The sequence below is a fragment of the Candidatus Dormiibacterota bacterium genome, from assembly GCA_035532835.1.
Lineage (GTDB): Bacteria > Vulcanimicrobiota > Vulcanimicrobiia > Vulcanimicrobiales > Vulcanimicrobiaceae > DAHUXY01.
In genome coordinates this window covers 1-16,609 of record DATKQG010000107.1, presented here as the reverse complement: position 1 = coordinate 16,609, position 16,609 = coordinate 1, and the positions used below count along the sequence as shown (strand labels likewise).

Below are 16,609 nucleotides of genomic sequence, written 5' to 3'. Positions count from 1 at the left end.
TTGTAGGTTCCCGCCGCTTTGAGCGCGTCGAGATCGGTTTGGAGGCGGGTTTCGAATGCCGTATTCACGATGCGATATCACCTTTGAGATCGAGAACGATTTTGGCCGCTTCGCCGCTGCGCATCAGTTCGAATGCACGATCGAACTGTTCGAACGGCAACACGTGCGTGATGATCGGGCGCAGATCGACGCGCCCGCTCTTCACCAGCGCCTGCGTTTGGTACCACGTCTCGAACATCTTGCGACCGTTGATGCCGAGTACCGTCAGGCCCTTGAAGATAATGCGTTCGGCGAGGTTGATGTTAATCGAATCGCTGGGGATGCCGAGCAGCGCCGCGGTGCCGCCGTTGCGCACCATCTGCAAGCCGCTATCGATCGCCGAACCGCTACCGGACATTTCGAGCAGCACGTCGACGCCGTCACCGTTCGTACGACGCTTGATCTCATCGACCAATCCGGGAGTACGGGCATCGAACGTCTCGTCGGCGCCCAACCGCTTGGCGAGTTCGAGCTTTGCCGGGTTCACGTCGATCGCATACACCGACGCGGCGCCCGCTGCGCGCGCAACCGGGATCGCCATCAACCCGATCGATCCGACGCCGGTAATCACGACGCTTTTCGTGCTGACGCCCGCAGCCATCACCGTATGGACCGCATTGCCGAGCGGATCGAAGATCGCGGCAAACTCATCGGGAATCGCCGGATCGAGTTTCCAGACGTTGTACTCGGGCATCGCAATATAATCCGCGAACGCGCCGTCGCGATCGACGCCGATGATCTCGACGCGCTCGCAGATATGCGCCTGCCCCGTGCGACAAAGCACGCAGGTGAGATCCGCGATGTGGCCTTCTGCGGAGACCCGCTCGCCGGCTGCAACCGAACGTACCGCGCTTCCGACGGCGGCAACGGTTCCCATAAATTCGTGGCCGATCACCAGCGGCGGCTTAACCCGCGCCTGCGCCCATTTATCCCAGCTGTAGATGTGCTGGTCGGTGCCGCAGACCCCCGCCTTCTCGACGTGAATCAGCACGTCGGTCGGCCCGATTTCGGGGATGGGCACCTCTTCGAGCACGAAGCCGGCTTCGGGGCGGAGTTTTCGCAACGCACGCATGGTTGAAGTCATGTCGGGCCAGACTATTTGGCGTCACCCTTCGCGTCACCTAGACGATAAAAAGCGGAGCCGGGGGCGACCCCGGCTCCGCTTCGTGCGACCTCGATCGAGAGCGACTAGAAGTCGTACTCGGCCTGGAAGCGGTTGTACTTGAAGAGCGGCAGGCCCGCGGTGGTCTGCGTGCGCTCGCCGTAACGGTAGTGCACGAGGAAACCGTGATAGGCGCCCTTGCCGACCTTATTGAGGCGGTAAAGGGCGTCGAAATCGGTCTCGTACGTCGCCTGCGCGTACGCCGGGTTATTGTAGCTGTACCACGCGCGCGTCACGTAGCTCACGAAACGTTTGTCGTTAGACGTGAACGTCACTTGCGCTTTGAACGCGTTGCCCGGGCTGCGGCGGTCCGACATGCCCTGCGTGAGCGAGGTGGTGAAGAGCGGATCGGTGGCATACGAATCGGTGTACGGGCTGGCCAAACCGCCGTAGTAAATGTTGGTCGTGCCGTTGGCGTTCGACGAACAATTGCCCGAGCCACCGGTCGGGAGCAGGTAGTTGAGCGATCCGGTCGCGGCGGTTGCGGTACCGGCAATCGAGTTGCCCTTACAGCTAAAGCCGGCCGGAAGCGTGACGGTATCGGTCTTGACGGGAACCGTGTCGTACCCGAGCGTCACGGCGACGTTCGGCGTAACGTTGAGACCGCCCTGAAGGCCGAACACGCTGGCATCGATCTTGCCGAGCACGGCCGAGCCGGTGTCCTTCTCGCTGCCGAGTTGCAGCGCTACGAACGGGTTGAGTTTCGAACCCGAGATCGGGTAACGCGCATCGAGCCACAGAAGGTTCGCGATGTTCTGGAAGCCGTAGTAATACGCATTGGCGGTGACGCCTTTGAAGCCCGTGTATCCGACTTTGCCGTAGAAGAATCCATCGGTCGCGATGGTTTGGCCCCCGGGAACGAGCGTGTTGCTCGGGACGCCGGGCGAGCCCGCCGGGAAGCTCGTGAGCAGCGTCGATTTATCGAACGCCGAACTCGTGCGGTTCTCCCAGCGAATGTAATCGGAGGCCTCAACCGTGAACTGCTTGTCGATCGCGTAGCTCACGTCGGCGCCCTGGAAGGCGGCCGGTTTGATGCGCGAATCGGAAGCGTTCGCCCAAGGCGTATTGATGACTTGGTTACCGACCTTGGCGTAGAAGCCGTCGGCTTTGTACTGCAGGTACGCTTCGTAGAGCGTGCTCAGTTGGAAGCCCGGAATCGTGTCGTCGGGATTCGTCGCCGGCTGCTTGTTCGAAACGCAGGGCAGGCCCTTTGCGTGATCGGCGGCAGACGAGCATGCGCCGAGCGGATTTGCATACAGGTACGATGCGCCCGCCGTGAACGGCGAGTTCGCGAACTTGTATTCGCCGTGCAAGCTGATGCCGAGATTGAACGACTGCTGGTTGGCTTGGCCGGTAGCGCCGCCTTGGGCGGAGCTGCTGGCGTTCTGCCGCGTGAAGTCGTAGGCGCGGACGTAACCGCTGTACGAGAACGGATTTGGAGTGGCCTTCGGCGCAGGGGTTTCCTGCGCGACGACGGTCGTTGCCGGTGTTGCCGATGTTGCCGCCAGCGCGAACGTCGTGCCCGCCAAAGCCATCGCGAACACGGTCACTGCGACGCGCGCGAGTTTGGTTAACACGTAAAAAATGCTCCTAAGTTGTGGGACAGGAGTAACGCCCATAGTGTAACGACACGCGATTAAGCGCGGCTTAACGAATCTTTAAGTCTCTCAACGTACCGGCGATAGCGCCTATAGTCGCACTCGCAGGTGCGTAGAGGACTTAGCCGTAGCGGCCCGTGATGTAATCTTCGGTGCGCTTGTCTTTGGGCTTGGTGAAGATCGCCGACGTGCTCCCGGTCTCGATCAATTCGCCCATCAGAAAGAACGACGTGAAGTCGCTGATGCGCGCGGCTTGCTGCATCGAGTGGGTGACGATCACCACCGTGTACTCTTTTTTGAGCTGGTCGATGAGATCTTCGATCTTGCTCGTCGCGATCGGGTCGAGCGCCGACGCGGGCTCGTCCATCAGAATCACTTCGGGATCCACCGCGAGGCAGCGGGCGATGCACAGCCGCTGCTGCTGGCCGCCGGAGAGCTCCAGCGCGGATTTATCGAGGCGATCTTTGACTTCGTCCCACAGCGCCGCATGGCGCAAGCTGCGCTCGGCGATCTCCATGAGCGCCTTGCGATTGCTTAGGCCGTGAATGCGCGGCCCATACACCACATTCTCGAAGACGGTCTTCGGGAACGGATTGGGGCGTTGAAACACCATGCCGATGCGGTGGCGTATCGTCACCGGGTCGACGCCGGGCGCATAGATATCGTCGCCGTCAAGGTAGACATGCCCCTGCACCCGAGCGTTGGGTGTGAGGTCGTGCATGCGATTGAGCGCTCGAACGAAGGTTGACTTACCGCAACCCGACGGACCGATCAACGCCATGACGCAATTTTCAGGAACGCTTAATTGAGCGTTCTTGATCGCTTGAAAGTTACCATAAAAAACATTGAGATCCGTAACCTGCAGTTTGGTCGATGTCGCAACGCTGGCGTCCGTGTTGGTGGCGATCATGAACTACAGTGTACTCTCCGAGTGGCGCTTCGAGCCAGCGACAAAAACCTTCGCGAGGCGCTTCCATCCTACGGGCGAAGGTGTAAGAACGTATTAACTGATTCTTAAGCTTTATTAAGGCCAAGGCCGCTCGGCGAAGGCTCCGTCGAGAACGCCTCCGCATACCATTCGCGGGCATCTTGGAGGGTCTTGCCGCGGCAGTACACATCGAGAAACGCCAGGATCTCGTGCCGCATCGCGCTCTCGTCCGAATCCAGCGCATCGATCGATCGCCACATGCACCTAGCCTGGCATACTCAGATTAGCGCGCGATTATGGAAAGATTATGGTTCGCGGCCTCCCACTCGCATGATCGGGATGCGAATCATAAAGGATGTACCGCTCCCGAGCATCGATTCGGCCGAGATCGTTCCGCCGTGGGCGTCGATGATGCCCTTGACGATCGCCAGGCCCAAGCCCGCGCCGCCGCTCATGCGCGTTCGCGAACGATCCACCACGTAAAAGCGCTCGAAGATTCGGGGTAGGTCGCGGTACGGAATCCCGACACCGGTATCCCGCACGCGCAAAACCGCATCCCCGCCCTGCGCATCGACCTCGACGATCACGGCCCCGCCGGTCGGCGTATGTCGCAGCGCGTTATCGATCAAGTTGACGAAGACTTGCGATAGACGGTCGGGATCGGCTTCCACCCGCACCGGCCGCATCGATCGCAGCTCCAAGTTCACGCCCTTGTTCGATGCCTGCGGCTCGAACGAAGCGACGATCGGCTGCGCCACAGCATCCAGATCGACGTCGCGCAGATTGAGATGCAACTGCCCCGATTCGGCCCGCGCTTGGTCGAGCAATTGTTGCACGAGCTCGGCTAAACGATCGACCTGCCCGAGCGCTTGCGGGAGAAAGAGATCTGCAGCCTCATCGTCGGGTGAGGCGATAACGGTCTCGAGCATCAGTTTAATAGACGAAAGCGGCGTGCGCAGCTCGTGCGAGACGTTGGAGAGAAACTCTTTGCGCGCTCGGTCGAGGCGCGCGAGATCGGTCTGGTCGTCGACGAAAACGACGACGCGACGCGTCTGGTCTTCGCCTTCCGCGGCGAGCGGATAGACCGACACGCGGTACGTTCGCCGGCCGCCCGAGCCGGCCAGCATCAGCGGCGCGATCGAGGCTTCGCCGCGGAGCGCTTCGTCGATTCGGCGCTCGAGTTCCACGTTGGGAATCGAGGCGATCACGTGCGATCCCACCGCTCGGTCCAGATCGAAGCCGAAGATCGTCGCGGCGGCGGCATTGGCGAACGTGACCCGCGCGTTTTCGTCAACGAAAACCACGCCCAGCGGAAGCGCCCGTACGAGTCGCACGAACGCGCCCTCGAAATCGCTGCCCCGCGCGGCCGTCGATTGTTGTTCCGGCGCCGCCGTGCGGGATAAGGCTCGCATCATCCGGGCTCGCGCGAAAACGATGCCGGCGCTTGCTCCAATCGCCGCACCGGCCGCAACCAGGACCAGGGCCCAAACGGCAGGCAACAACAAGGCGATTACGATTTGAACATATATCCGCGACTGCGCACCGTGAGGATGTGCCGCGGATTACGCGAGTCTTCCTCGATTTTTTCGCGCAGCCATCGCACGTGCACGCTGACCGTTTGCTGCTCGCCTTCGAAATCGTAACCCCACACTTTATCGAGCAGCGTCTGGCGGGTTACGACGCGACCGTTGTTCTCCATCAGCACGCGCAGGAGCGCGAACTCCTTGGGCGCCAGGGAGACGTCCTTGCCGCGCACCGAGAGTTGCTGACGCGACGGGTCGAGCACGATACCGCCGAGCGAGAGCGCGTCTTCGTGCCCAGAAGCGATCGGCGACTGCCGGCGCAGCCGCGCCTTGACGCGCGCTAAAAATTCGTGCAAGGCAAACGGTTTGGTCACGTAATCGTCGGCGCCGAGCTCGAGCGCCAGCACTTTGTCGATTTCTTGATCCTTGGCCGTTAGCATGATGATCGGCACCGCGCTGAATTTGCGAATTTCCTTACACGCTTCGATTCCGTCCAAAATGGGAAGCATGATATCCAGCACGATGAGATCTGGCTGCTCGCGTTGCGCCATGGCGATCGCGCTACGGCCGTCGCTGGCCGTTACAACCGCATAACCGCTGCGTTCTAAGTTGAAACGCAGCGTTTGTAAAATCGCCGATTCGTCGTCGACGACCAAGATTTTTTTGTTGAAGTCCGGGCTCTTTACAAAAGTGCCGCGCGACTGTTTTGTTTCAAGGGGTCCGTTCATATGATTTGGCGATCGCGCTGTAGTCGAGCGCGCCGTCCCCTTCTGCCGAGCGAGCGGTGTAGAGCTGATAGGCCAGCGCCGATGCCGGCATAGGGTGAGCCATGCTGCGAGCGGCATCGAGCGCAGCCGCAACGTCTTTACGCAGGAGATCGAGTGCAAACCCGCCTTCAAACGTTCCCGCTAGCCACGTCTTCGGCAACCATTGCTCCAGAATGTAGTTCGAACCCGTCGAGGTAGCGATAACCTTTCGAGCAGCGTCGAGGTCGGCGCCGGCACGCTTGGCAAACGTCAACGCCTCGGCGTTAGCGATCATCACGTTCGCGACGATCACCTGATTGACGAGCTTGACCGTCTCGCCCATGCCGACCGGCCCGAGGTGGTAGGGCGTGCCCATGGCGCGCAGCAGCGGCTCGACCCGCGCGAAATCCTGTGGTGACGCGCCGACCATGATCGTGAGTGTCCCGCTCGCCGCGCGCATCGGTCCCCCGCTCACCGGCGCGTCGACGAACGCCACGTCTAATGCGGCCAATCGGCTCGCGAAGCTTTTGGACGCGACCGGCGAGAGGGTGGACATATCGATGACGATCGACCCAGGCCGTAGCCCCGCCGCCACCCCCGAGGGGCCGAAGAGCGATTCTTCGACCTGCGGGGAATCCGGAAGGCAAAAAATCACGACGTCGCTCTGGGCCGCCAAGGCCGCGCCGTCGCCGGCTTCCGTAACGCCGTCCTCGAGCAACCGCTCGAGCGGCTCGCGGCGGCGGTGGACGATGGCCGCTACCGGAATATTCGCTCGGCGCAGCGATCGAGCCATCGGCTCGCCCATAGCGCCCAATCCGACAAAACCTACTCGTTGTGGTTCGCTCACGAACGCCCATTTCCGGAGGCGACGCCGCGCTCCTGGCCGAAGCCGCCGTGCATGAGCACTGCAACCACGACGAGCCCGCGCCCGACCTTCGAACAGATGAATCTCTCGGTCGGAAAGCGCGCACGGCTTCACCGCCTGATGTACGAACACGGTCCGGCCAACGGCACCCTGATGATCCTCCCCATCGACCAGGGCCTCGAGCACGGGCCGATCGATTTCTTCGATAATCCGGACTCGCTCGACACCGACTGGATCTACCGCCTCGCCGTGGCCGGAAACTTCTCCGGCGTTGCGCTGCACATCGGCCTGGCTGAGAAGTATCACAAGGCCTACGCGGGCCGCGTGCCGCTCGTTCTCAAGGTCAACGGCAAGACGAATTTTCCGTCGGACGAGGACGCCTTCAGCCCGATGACTTCGTCCGTTGAGGACGCCGTGCGCTTGGGGGCGGATGCGGTGGGCTACACGCTCTACGTCGGCAGCCCCGCGCAAGACGTCGATATCGCGCAGTGCAACGAGGTGCGCCGCGAATGCGAACGCTACGGCATGCCGCTGATCATCTGGTCGTATCCGCGCGGAGCCGCGGTGAAGGCGAAGGGCGGCCAAGATTCACTCTACGCGATCGACTACGCGGCACGCGTCGCATGCGAAGTCGGATGCGATATCGTCAAGCTCAACGAGCCGAAATGGGATGCGGCCTCCGCGGCGGCGCTGCCCAAGCCGTACAACACGTTAGAGTTTACCGACGTCGAAGGTTTACGGCGAGTCGTGCGCTCCGCGGGACGTACGCTGGTGCTGGTTTCGGGTGGGAGCAAAATGGGCGACGATGCCACGCTTCACAAGGCGCAGATCGCCATGGAAGCCGGTTGCGTCGGGCTGATCTTCGGGCGCAACATGTGGCAGCGCAAGTGGGAGAACGCTCTCTCGATGTCCGCCGGCATGCACCGGCTCATGAAAGGCTATGGACAGGAACAGTAAGTGACGATCGAAGAGCGCGTCAACGCGGCGATCGATAAGGTGCGTCCCGGCATCGCCGCCGACGGTGGCGAAGTCTGGCTCATCAAGGTTGACGACGGGGTCGCGTGGGTGCAGATGCTCGGCGCCTGCGGCGGTTGCCCGGCATCGAATATGACCCTCAAGGGCGCGATCGAGGCGATCGTGGTCGCCGAGGTTCCCGAAATACGCGAGGTCATGCAGGTGTGATGCCGCGCGCCGTAGCGCTGCGCATCGCCGGCATCGCCGCGTTGGCCCTCGCGCTATGGATCGGCGTCGGCATGTTCGATGCGCAGAGGGCCTGCGCGCACGACCCGCGTTTTGCGTGCTCGCCGCGCGATGCAGCGCATCCGGTGCGCATCGGCGACCCCCAAAAATCGTGGGCCTTCTACGGGCGCCTCGCGCCTATGCAACGGGACACGTATGCGTTCGACGCGCGACGGCCGCTACGGGTGCCGTGGAATCTCTTGATCGAGCGCCGCGATGCCGGGAAGGCCGGCCGTCCAACCGCCCAAATCTTCAGTGCGAACGGTACGAAAGTGGCGGAGCGCACGATATCCGCCGGCGCGGCTCCGTTTTACGAGCCGTTCTCCGGCATCCATTACCTCTCGTCCGCCGACACGCCCATCGCGTTGCCGCCCGGGGCATACCGGATCGTCGTCTCCATGAGCGGCGAACCGCCGGGCGACGGAGCGCAACGCTACGTCTTGGCGATCGGCGAAGACGAGCGTTTCACCCTCGGTGAGATTCCGTACGTGCTTGGAGCCGTCTTACGCGTTCGGACGCGCGGCTACTGAGCGGAGTTAATGCCCCGCGCAGTTGGTGCAATACCAACTCACCGCGCCGCCGTGGGCCTGTGCCAACATGTGTTCGCGGACGCCGCGGCGCCCGCAGTTCGCACACGCGAAGCTCTGCCCGATCGGCGTGCCCGTGACGGTCTCCTTACGTTTGGCGACGTAGGTCACCGCGTAGATAAGAATGCCGAGGACGAGCGGCGCGAAGGCAAAGAAGTGACCGATGAAACTGGTTGAGAGTGCCATATCGAGCCACGGTATTCGCAGAATCGGGCGGCGAGCCCTCGGACTCGGGCGGATTACTGCTCCTCCTTAAAGTTGGAGCGCTTCCGCGTAGCCCGTGAGCTCGACATACCCCACTCCGAGCCTCGCGCCGGTCCGCGCATCGGTAACGCGAACGGCGCCCTCCCAGTACGTCGTGCCGCCGGGGTTCGCGAGCTCCTGATCGGCCAGCGTCGGCGTTAGGATCAGCTCCTCGCGCACGCCTTTCACGCGCAGGCGCCAGCCGCTCGGATAGACGGCATGCGTGTGCGGGCTCGTCCACGTTCCGGTCGGCACGATCGTGAACGCCGAAAGCGGCAGGTAACGCACGCTGCCGTTCGGTGCGATCAAGCTCCCGGAAGATTGCGGCGTCGTCCTTCCGTTACGTTGACGTAATCGGTACAGCATGATCTCGCGCCGGTCGGCGAGCTGAATCGAAAACCAATCCCATCCCACCTGGCCGCGCTGGAGTTCGTCCGATCCGTACTCGTGATCCATCCAGGAGAGGCCGTGGACGGCGTACCGCACCCCGTCGCGCACGAGCGTCCCCGTTGTGGCAAGCCGCGTGAACGAGTAGTAGTGCGACGCGCAACCGACGCACGATCCCTTGCGCGAAATGCCGTCGTGCCCGTTGATCGCCGGAGGTTTTTCCGGTACCTGAACCAGATCGAGCGCATCGTTCCCCGAGCGCGCGTGAAGGTGCATCACCGGTCGAACCTGCGCGGTGCCGGTCAGCGTCCACCCATTGCTGCGAACGTCCAGACGCCGCTGCGACGCATACCCCTGCCCGAGCGCGTCGCGCGCGAACGTCTCGTAGTACACGAACTGCTTCTTCGTCTCGTCGGTGATCGCGAAATGCGCCGGGTAGAGCTGCGCGGCTCTCCACGCGCTCCGCCCCTTTGCGACGCGGCTCGGGTGAGGCGCAAGCCCGATGCGAAAGAACGTCAATTCGTATCCGAAGCGGTGGCCGTCCGCCGCGCGCAGATGCCCGGTAAAGTACCACCATTCGGTGCGATAGGCGTCGTGCGCGTAGTGATCCCGCGGGAAAGAGAACGCGTACGGCGCGGTCGCGAGCAGGAAGCCGTCCTTGGTGCGAACGGTCGTCGCGGCCGCCAGCGTTACGAACGCCAGCAGCAACGCCGCGATCTTATTCCGCACGCAACACCTGCGACATCTCAATGCGCGACGCTACGCGGGCCGGGTAGATGGCGGCCACCAGTGCGGCCACAATCACCATGCCCGCAGCCTGGAGATAGAACCACCCAGGAGATTTCCATTCGATGAGCCATCCGAAGCTCTGCCGGTTGATCACGTAAATCAAATCGGCGGCAAGCAATATGCCCAAGCCGATGCCGATCGCCGCGGCCAGCACCCCAACCACCGCCGCTTGCACCAACACCGTCCGGCGTACGCCCGCCCGCGTCAGCCCGATATAGCGCAGCAGCGCGATTTCCTCACGGCGTTCCAAAACCAGCGCGAAAAGCGTGCTCACCACGCCCAGGATCGCGATCGTCAGGCTGATCCCATACAAGGCGTTGGTAATCGCAAACGTACGGTCGAAAATCGCAATCGCGTACGCACGAATTTCGCGGTTGGTATTGATATCGATGCGCAAGGGTTCCAGCTTTCGCACGATCGCGGTACGCAGATCGGCAAGATTGACGCCGGGCTTCGCATAAACGGCGATCGAATCGACCGTGTCGTCGTGGTAGAGCCTCGCGAACGTCGCGCGATCCATCATGAACGTGCCGCCGCTGGTCGAGTAATCGTTGTACACCGCGGCGATCCGAAAGCGCGTGCGCCCGCTGGGAGTATCCAGCGTAAACGCATCTCCCGGAACCAGGCCGAAGCGCGTGCTGAACGGCTCGCTGACGGCCACGACGTTGCGATCGTACATCGAACGCACGAGCGCGCCCACGTCGGGATGCCCTAGGAAGCGCAGCGCGTTGCGAGTGACGAGCGAACGCACGTCGGTCGTCCCGAGTTGCGCAAACGCCCCGCGAAACGGCACGTCGAAACCGCGGAACGTATCGACCGCGGCGACACCCGGCACGCTCGCGACCAGGCGAGGAACCTCAGGCTGGAAGTAGCCTTGGAAGCCGGCGTCCACCGTGCCCGGCGCTTTGATATACAGATCCGCGCCCAGCGTGTCGTGCGTCCAAGCAACGATCGTCGCGCGGAACGAGCCGACCAGGATCGCGATCGCCACCATCATGCCCACGGCAACCGCGAGCGAGGCGATTGCCACCGAGAACCTGCGCGGCGAGCCGCGCAGAAATCCCGCGGCAATCGTCGTGGAAGCGTTCCCGCGAATCGCGCGCACCGCTACGGCCGCCGCCGCAAGCACGATCGGCGTGCACAACGACGCGCCGGCGATCAGCAAGATTCCCGCCGCATACCCGAACAGCGGCACGCCGTCACCGACGGCCGGGAGCCGCGCGAGGCCTGCGGCGAGGACGAGCGCAAAGACGCCGAGCGCCGCGCTCGCGCGCCCGAGCCCCGGAACGCGATGCTCGGCTCCCGCACCGGTGCGCATCGCGCGCGCCGGCGCCGTCGCCGCCGCATCGCGCGCGGGGAGCGCCGCCGAGAGCATCGCAAGGCCGATCCCGACGCTCAGCGCCTTGACCGTCGCAAACGGCGTTACCACCAAGCCATCCGCATGCGAGGCGACGTAGAGCGTCGACACGGTGAGTTGCACGGTCTGTACGGCGAACCGCGCGAGGACGAATCCGAGCGCCAACCCGAGCAGCGCTCCGATCGCGCCGTAGAGCGCACCTTCGGCCACGAACGTCGCAAAGATCTCGCGGCGCCGCGCTCCCAGCGCGCGCAACGTGCCGATCTCGCTCTTACGTTGCACCACCGAAATCGCGACCGCATTGTAGATCAGGTACATACCGACGAGCAGCGCCACATCGGCGAGCGCGGAGAGATTCATCTGAAAACTTGCGAGCATGCGTTTGATCTCGTCCAGCCGCGTATGCGGGGCGAGTACGCGGGAGCCCGGCGGGATCACGCGAGCGATCGCCGCCCGGATCGAATCGAGCCGCGTGGGGTCGGCGACGATATCGATCCGGTCGAGGAGCCCGACTTTTCCAAAGAGCTCCTGGGCGGTCGCGATATCCACGAAAGCCACGCTCGAATCAACACCGACGGTATTAGGCGGAATCACGCCCATCACGTGTAGATGCACGAGCCGCGGTCCGGCGTACGCCGACAGGAGCGCGCCCGCCGGCGCGTGATACCGCAACGCGATCCGATGGCTCACGAAGATGCCGTTGTCGTCGATGAAGCGATGCGGATCGAAGTTCGCTTCGGCCTGCGCCGCGTCGACGCCGTTCGGAAGCGCGGCCCGCGTGATATCGATGCCCATGACGCGAACGATTTCACCCGACTGCGGATCGCCCGGATGGACGCCCAGCCCGATTTCGCCTTCGACGATGGGGTTCGCGCTGCGAACGCCCGGCAGGCGCTGCACGCGCAACAGCGCTCGCTCGTCGAAGCCTCGGCCCGCCCCGAACACCTGGAGATTCACGTGATTCGCGATCACGTCGACGCTCTTCGAAAACGACGCGACGGCGGTATCGTTGGCGATATCGATCGCATAGGATGCGGCGACGCCGAGCGCGACGGCAATCAGCGTTACGATCGCGCGTAACACGTTGGCGCGCGCGTATCCGGTAACCAGCGCGCGAAAGAGTGCGGCGAAGGTCCTCACTCGATCGATTCGATGCGCCCGTCGCGCAGATGGATGCGTCGATCCGCGCGCGCTGCCGCTTCGCTGCTATGCGTAGCCATCAGGATTGCTTGCCCGCCATCCGCAAGCGCACGCAGAATATCGAGCACCAGTATCCCGTTGGTCGAATCGAGATTGCCGGTTGGTTCGTCGGCCAGCAATATGGCGGGATCGTGGACGATCGCTCGCGCGATCGCCGCCCGTTGCAGTTGCCCGCCGGAGACCTGCCCGGGAGCGGCATCGGCCTTCTCTGCGATCCCGACCGATTCGAGGGCCCGCGAAACGCGAGCCTCGACTTCGGCCGCGGGGCGCCGCTGCAGCACCAGAGGTAGAGCGACGTTTTGCGCGATCGTCAGCGTCGGCAAGAGATTGAAGAATTGAAAGACGGTGCCGATGCGATCGCGGCGCACCTGCGTGAGTTCGTCGTCCGTCAGAGCGTTGGTCGAACGCCCGTCGATCGAGACCTCTCCTTCGGTCGGCAGATCGATGCAACCGACCAAATTCAGCAGCGTGCTTTTACCGCACCCGCTCGGGCCCAACAGTGCAACGAGCTCGCCGGGGCGCACCTCGAAGCTCACGTCGTCTAATGCCAGGACGTCGCCGTCGTAGCGTTTTGATGCGGCGATAACGCGAACAGGCTGCACGCTGGGTGCAACCCGTTCTTTCGGCCGATCGGTTGCGCCCGCGGGCGCGATTACTTCTTGAAATACGCCGCGTTGAGCGCGGTAAACGACTCCCACTTCGCGGGAACGTCGGAATCGGCGAAGATCGCCTCAACCGGACACGCCGAAACGCATGCACCGCAATCGATGCAGACTTCCGGATCGATGAACAACTGGTCGTCGGCATCACTGCCATGAATGCAATCGACGGGGCATACGTCCACGCACGATTTGTCCTTGGTACCAATGCAGGGCTCAGTGATGATGTACGCCATGAAAGTCCAGACCTCTTAAAAGATGAGTATCGGAAGGAAGTATACGCAGCAGTCGTGCCAGCTATTGGCAACGACCAGCGTAGACGCCTTCCCATACCCGCGTCTGTGACTAAGGCGGCATCAGCCGCCTACACCGCCGAGCGCCGGCCGCTGATGGCCCGCAGGACAAAGAGCAGGATGATGGCGCCCAAGACCGAGGTGATGAAGCCTGAGAGCGACCAGCCGGCGTACCCGGTGTGGAAGAACGTGGCTGCCAGCCAGCCGCCGATAAACGCTCCGATGATACCGACGACGATATCGCCGAGAATACCGCCCGGGCCCTCGCCCGGCACGATCCACTTGGCCACCGCCCCGACGATCAGCCCGTAGATGAGAAACAGAATCAATCCCATTTGCAAAGGTCCTCCTTGCTCGCTAGGTTCCCCTAAACGCTCGAAAATTAAACCCCCCTTGCAGGGGCACGGGCGGGCGGCGTACGACGTTACACGCGCATATGAGCAAAGCCATTATCGGTCTTACGATCGCCCTGCTGCTCGGCGCGAGCGGGGCGGCCCCGGCAGCCCAGCAACCCCCGACCGAGATCGTCGTGACGGGGACCGGCAGCCTGACGATGCAGCCCAACATTGCGACCGTTTCGGCCGCGATCAGTACGAATTCCGCGAGCTCCGCCGATGCGGCTTCTCAAAACAACGCGATCTACCAGCGCGTTATCGAGTCGCTCTCCAAACTAAAGGTCGCTCGAGACGATATCGCCCTGGAATCCTATCGCATCAACTACAACCCTAAGCCCAAGATCGTTCCGGCGCCGCCCAACGCAGGGATCTACGGCTACACCGTTTGGCGCACGTTTGCGGTAAAGGTGCGGGCCATGAACGATGCCGGATCGGTCGTCGACGCCCTCACGCACGCTGGGGTCACGCAGATTTACAATGTCGCCTTCGGCCTGGCCAACGACGAAGCAGCCCGCGCTAAAGCGCTCACCTTGGCGGTTGGAGATGCCCGCGGGAAGGCTACCGCGCTCGCGGCAGCATCGCACCTCCACCTGATCGGGATTAAGAGTATCTCCACCGAGCAGGGTGCCTTTGCGCCGATCGCCATGAAGACCATGGCAGCCGTCTCCCTCGTCGCGACGCAATTCGATCCATCCAGCGTCAATGTGTCGGTCTCGGTCTCGATCGTCTACCTTGCGGCGCCGTAGCGAAACTACCACCCCTCGTCCGGGGTAAACCAGAGCATGACCACCATGTGCGAGGCCTGCCTGAACCGTCCGGCTACCCAGTCCAACGGTACCCAATCGCTCTGCGCGAGTTGCGCCCAGCGGCGGGCGGCGACCAGCGCCCTGCCGTTCCTCGGTGCGGCGCTCGCAGCGGCCGGACTGATCGCCGGAAGCGCCCTGCTCGCCGACAAGCTCCAACGCGATAAAGAGGCCGGCAGCCCGTCGCCGATGGACGAGATCGCCAAACGCTTCCGCAGCGGCACGCCGACGCTAGCCAGTTTCTCGCGCGACCTCACCGAACTCGCGCGCGCGCGCAAACTCGACCCCGTGATCGGCCGCGACGATGAAATCGAACGCGTCGTCTCCATCCTCGCGCGACGCAGCAAGAACAACCCCGTTTTGGTGGGCGAACCCGGGGTGGGGAAAACCGCCATCGTCGAGGGGCTCGCACAGCGCATCGTCGCGGGAACGGTTCCCGGAACGTTGCGCGATAAGCGCGTGCTCTCGCTCTCGCTGGGTCCGCTCGTCGCCGGCACCAAGTATCGCGGCGAATTCGAAAGCCGCGTCAAGCGCATCTTAGACGAAGTCAAACGCAGCGCCCGCGACGTCATTCTCTTTATCGACGAATTGCACACGCTGGTCGGCGCCGGCGCCGCCGAAGGCTCGCTGGATTTGAGCTCGATGATCAAGCCGGAACTCGCGCGCGGAGAGCTGCAATGCATCGGCGCCACCACGTTCGACGAGTATCGCAAATACATCGAATCCGATGCGGCGCTCGAACGGCGCTTCCAGCCGGTTATGGTTGAAGAGCCGACCATCGAGCAGACGATCGCCATTCTGCGCGGGCTTCGCGCGGGCTATGCGGAGCATCACCACGTCGCTATCGGCGAGGATGCGTTGGAGGCGGCGGCTTCGCTCTCGGCGCGTTACATCGCCGATCGCTTTCTCCCCGATAAAGCCATCGATCTGCTCGACGAAGCCGCCGCTTCGGTGGCGCTGCAGAACCGCGGTGCCGTCGATCGGCCGGTCGTGAGCGCGGAGCACGTCGCCGGCGTCGTCACCAAATGGACGGGCATTCCGCAAGCCGCGTTGACGGATTCGCAGACGCATCAGTTACTCGAACTCGAGCACACGCTCGAAAAGCGGGTTATCGGGCAGAGCTTCGCCGTTTCGCGCGTTTCGGAGGCGATCCGGCGCGCGCGCGCCGGCTTGCACGATCCGCGCAAGCCGCTCGGAAGCTTTCTCTTCGCCGGGCCCAGCGGCGTCGGAAAAACCGAACTCGCGAAGGCGCTGGCCGAAGCACTGTTCGGAAGCGAAGCGGCGCTCGTACGCGTCGATCTCTCCGAGTTCACCGAATCGCATACCGTCTCGCGTTTGCTCGGCGCACCGCCGGGCTATGCCGGGCACGACGAGCCGGGGCAACTCACCGAGCCGGTGCGGCGGCGCCCCTACTGCGTCGTGCTGTTCGACGAGCTTGAAAAAGCGCACCCCGACGTCGCTGCGATTCTGTTACAGATTCTCGACGACGGGCGCGTCACCGACGCCAAGGGGCGTACGGTCGATTTTCGCCACGCGTTGATCGTGCTGACCACGAACCTCGACGACGACGATCTGGCGCTTGCGATTCGGCCGGAATTGCTCAACCGCATCGACGACACGATCGCCTTCGAGGAACTGGGGGCGGCGCAGATCGAGGCGATCGTGACGATTCACGTCGATGCGCTTGCCGCGCGGCTGGGAGCCCGCGACGTGAAGCTCCGGCTTACCGACGACGCCAAGGCGTTCTTAGCGCAGGAAGCCATGGCCGCGGGCAGCGGCGCGCGCTTCGTGCAGCG

18 protein-coding genes are annotated in these 16,609 nt (G+C 63.3%); 5 read left to right on the top strand and 13 right to left on the bottom strand.

Annotated features, from left to right (window positions below):
* Window positions 1–64: 64 nt before the first annotated feature.
* From tdh to VMW12_13460, 7 genes are all read right to left on the bottom strand, one after another.
* Window positions 65–1,123 carry an L-threonine 3-dehydrogenase gene (tdh, locus tag VMW12_13490; GenBank protein HUZ50735.1) on the bottom strand — a complete coding sequence of 353 codons (1,059 nt, stop codon included), beginning with the start codon at window positions 1,121–1,123 and terminating at the stop codon, window positions 65–67.
* 104 nt (window positions 1,124–1,227) lie between these two features.
* The gene (locus VMW12_13485) at window positions 1,228–2,778 is read right to left on the bottom strand and encodes an OprD family outer membrane porin (protein HUZ50734.1); all 1,551 of its coding nucleotides are present in this window, start codon (window positions 2,776–2,778) and stop codon (window positions 1,228–1,230) included.
* 142 nt (window positions 2,779–2,920) lie between these two features.
* Window positions 2,921–3,709: a phosphate ABC transporter ATP-binding protein PstB gene (gene pstB, locus VMW12_13480; protein ID HUZ50733.1), complete on the bottom strand. Its 789-nt coding sequence runs from the start codon at window positions 3,707–3,709 to the stop codon at window positions 2,921–2,923.
* Between the two features lie 104 nt (window positions 3,710–3,813).
* Window positions 3,814–3,987, bottom strand: a complete 174-nt coding sequence (locus tag VMW12_13475) for a hypothetical protein (protein HUZ50732.1) — start codon at window positions 3,985–3,987, stop codon at window positions 3,814–3,816.
* A 45-nt stretch (window positions 3,988–4,032) separates the two neighbouring features.
* A complete protein-coding gene (locus tag VMW12_13470) occupies window positions 4,033–5,229 on the bottom strand; it encodes an ATP-binding protein (GenBank protein HUZ50731.1) in 1,197 nt (398 codons plus the stop codon).
* 8 nt (window positions 5,230–5,237) lie between these two features.
* Window positions 5,238–5,978, bottom strand: a complete 741-nt coding sequence (locus VMW12_13465; protein ID HUZ50730.1) for a response regulator transcription factor — start codon at window positions 5,976–5,978, stop codon at window positions 5,238–5,240.
* Entirely contained in the window at window positions 5,962–6,843 is an 882-nt protein-coding gene (locus tag VMW12_13460) for an NAD(P)-dependent oxidoreductase (GenBank protein ID HUZ50729.1), read from the bottom strand. The genes VMW12_13465 and VMW12_13460 overlap by 17 nt, the downstream gene beginning before the upstream one ends.
* Before the next feature lie 51 nt (window positions 6,844–6,894).
* Here VMW12_13460 and VMW12_13455 point away from each other — a divergent pair, with 51 nt between their 5' ends.
* From VMW12_13455 to VMW12_13445, 3 genes are read left to right on the top strand one after another with little or no spacing between them, the layout of a single operon-like run.
* Window positions 6,895–7,818, top strand: a complete 924-nt coding sequence (locus tag VMW12_13455) for a fructose-bisphosphate aldolase (GenBank protein HUZ50728.1) — start codon at window positions 6,895–6,897, stop codon at window positions 7,816–7,818.
* Window positions 7,819–8,043, top strand: coding sequence for a NifU family protein (locus VMW12_13450; protein HUZ50727.1), 225 nt, complete (start codon window positions 7,819–7,821; stop codon window positions 8,041–8,043). It begins immediately after the preceding gene.
* Entirely contained in the window at window positions 8,040–8,630 is a 591-nt protein-coding gene (locus VMW12_13445) for a hypothetical protein (protein HUZ50726.1), read from the top strand. Before VMW12_13450 ends, VMW12_13445 begins: the two co-directional genes overlap by 4 nt.
* 6 nt (window positions 8,631–8,636) lie before the next feature.
* Here the strand turns inward: VMW12_13445 and VMW12_13440 are convergent, their stop codons facing one another.
* The 6 genes from VMW12_13440 to VMW12_13415 form a co-directional block, all read right to left on the bottom strand.
* Complete coding sequence (locus VMW12_13440) at window positions 8,637–8,873, bottom strand: hypothetical protein (protein ID HUZ50725.1); 237 nt, start codon at window positions 8,871–8,873, stop codon at window positions 8,637–8,639.
* 66 nt (window positions 8,874–8,939) lie between these two features.
* Window positions 8,940–10,046 (bottom strand): lipocalin-like domain-containing protein, encoded by a 1,107-nt coding sequence (locus tag VMW12_13435; protein ID HUZ50724.1) that lies wholly within the window; start codon window positions 10,044–10,046, stop codon window positions 8,940–8,942.
* Window positions 10,036–12,603: an FtsX-like permease family protein gene (locus VMW12_13430; GenBank protein ID HUZ50723.1), complete on the bottom strand. Its 2,568-nt coding sequence runs from the start codon at window positions 12,601–12,603 to the stop codon at window positions 10,036–10,038. Before VMW12_13430 ends, VMW12_13435 begins: the two co-directional genes overlap by 11 nt.
* A complete protein-coding gene (locus VMW12_13425; protein ID HUZ50722.1) occupies window positions 12,600–13,265 on the bottom strand; it encodes an ABC transporter ATP-binding protein in 666 nt (221 codons plus the stop codon). The genes VMW12_13430 and VMW12_13425 overlap by 4 nt, the downstream gene beginning before the upstream one ends.
* A gap of 50 nt (window positions 13,266–13,315) precedes the next feature.
* A complete protein-coding gene (locus tag VMW12_13420) occupies window positions 13,316–13,558 on the bottom strand; it encodes a ferredoxin family protein (protein ID HUZ50721.1) in 243 nt (80 codons plus the stop codon).
* Window positions 13,559–13,686: 128 nt separating this feature from the next.
* Window positions 13,687–13,950, bottom strand: coding sequence for a GlsB/YeaQ/YmgE family stress response membrane protein (locus VMW12_13415; protein ID HUZ50720.1), 264 nt, complete (start codon window positions 13,948–13,950; stop codon window positions 13,687–13,689).
* A 101-nt stretch (window positions 13,951–14,051) separates the two neighbouring features.
* On the opposite strand from VMW12_13415, the gene VMW12_13410 reads away from it, so the two are divergent.
* Together VMW12_13410 and VMW12_13405 are read left to right on the top strand one after the other, a co-directional pair.
* Window positions 14,052–14,756, top strand: a complete 705-nt coding sequence (locus VMW12_13410; protein HUZ50719.1) for an SIMPL domain-containing protein — start codon at window positions 14,052–14,054, stop codon at window positions 14,754–14,756.
* Window positions 14,757–14,792: 36 nt separating this feature from the next.
* Window positions 14,793–16,609 (top strand): ATP-dependent Clp protease ATP-binding subunit (locus VMW12_13405; protein HUZ50718.1); only part of this gene is annotated, 1,817 nt, incomplete at its 3' end.

Excerpts from the sequence above, each read along its gene's own strand:
- VMW12_13410 (HUZ50719.1), top strand. The coding sequence starts at position 14,052 with ATGAGCAAAGCCATTATCGGTCTTACGATCGCCCTGCTGCTCGGCGCG.
- VMW12_13440 (HUZ50725.1), bottom strand. The coding sequence starts at position 8,873 with ATGGCACTCTCAACCAGTTTCATCGGTCACTTCTTTGCCTTCGCGCCG.
- VMW12_13415 (HUZ50720.1), bottom strand. The coding sequence starts at position 13,950 with ATGGGATTGATTCTGTTTCTCATCTACGGGCTGATCGTCGGGGCGGTG.
- pstB (HUZ50733.1), bottom strand. The coding sequence starts at position 3,709 with ATGATCGCCACCAACACGGACGCCAGCGTTGCGACATCGACCAAACTG.
- VMW12_13455 (HUZ50728.1), top strand. The coding sequence starts at position 6,895 with ATGAGCACTGCAACCACGACGAGCCCGCGCCCGACCTTCGAACAGATG.
- VMW12_13475 (HUZ50732.1), bottom strand. The coding sequence starts at position 3,987 with ATGTGGCGATCGATCGATGCGCTGGATTCGGACGAGAGCGCGATGCGG.
- tdh (HUZ50735.1), bottom strand. The coding sequence starts at position 1,123 with ATGACTTCAACCATGCGTGCGTTGCGAAAACTCCGCCCCGAAGCCGGC.
- VMW12_13420 (HUZ50721.1), bottom strand. The coding sequence starts at position 13,558 with ATGGCGTACATCATCACTGAGCCCTGCATTGGTACCAAGGACAAATCG.
- VMW12_13465 (HUZ50730.1), bottom strand. The coding sequence starts at position 5,978 with ATGAACGGACCCCTTGAAACAAAACAGTCGCGCGGCACTTTTGTAAAG.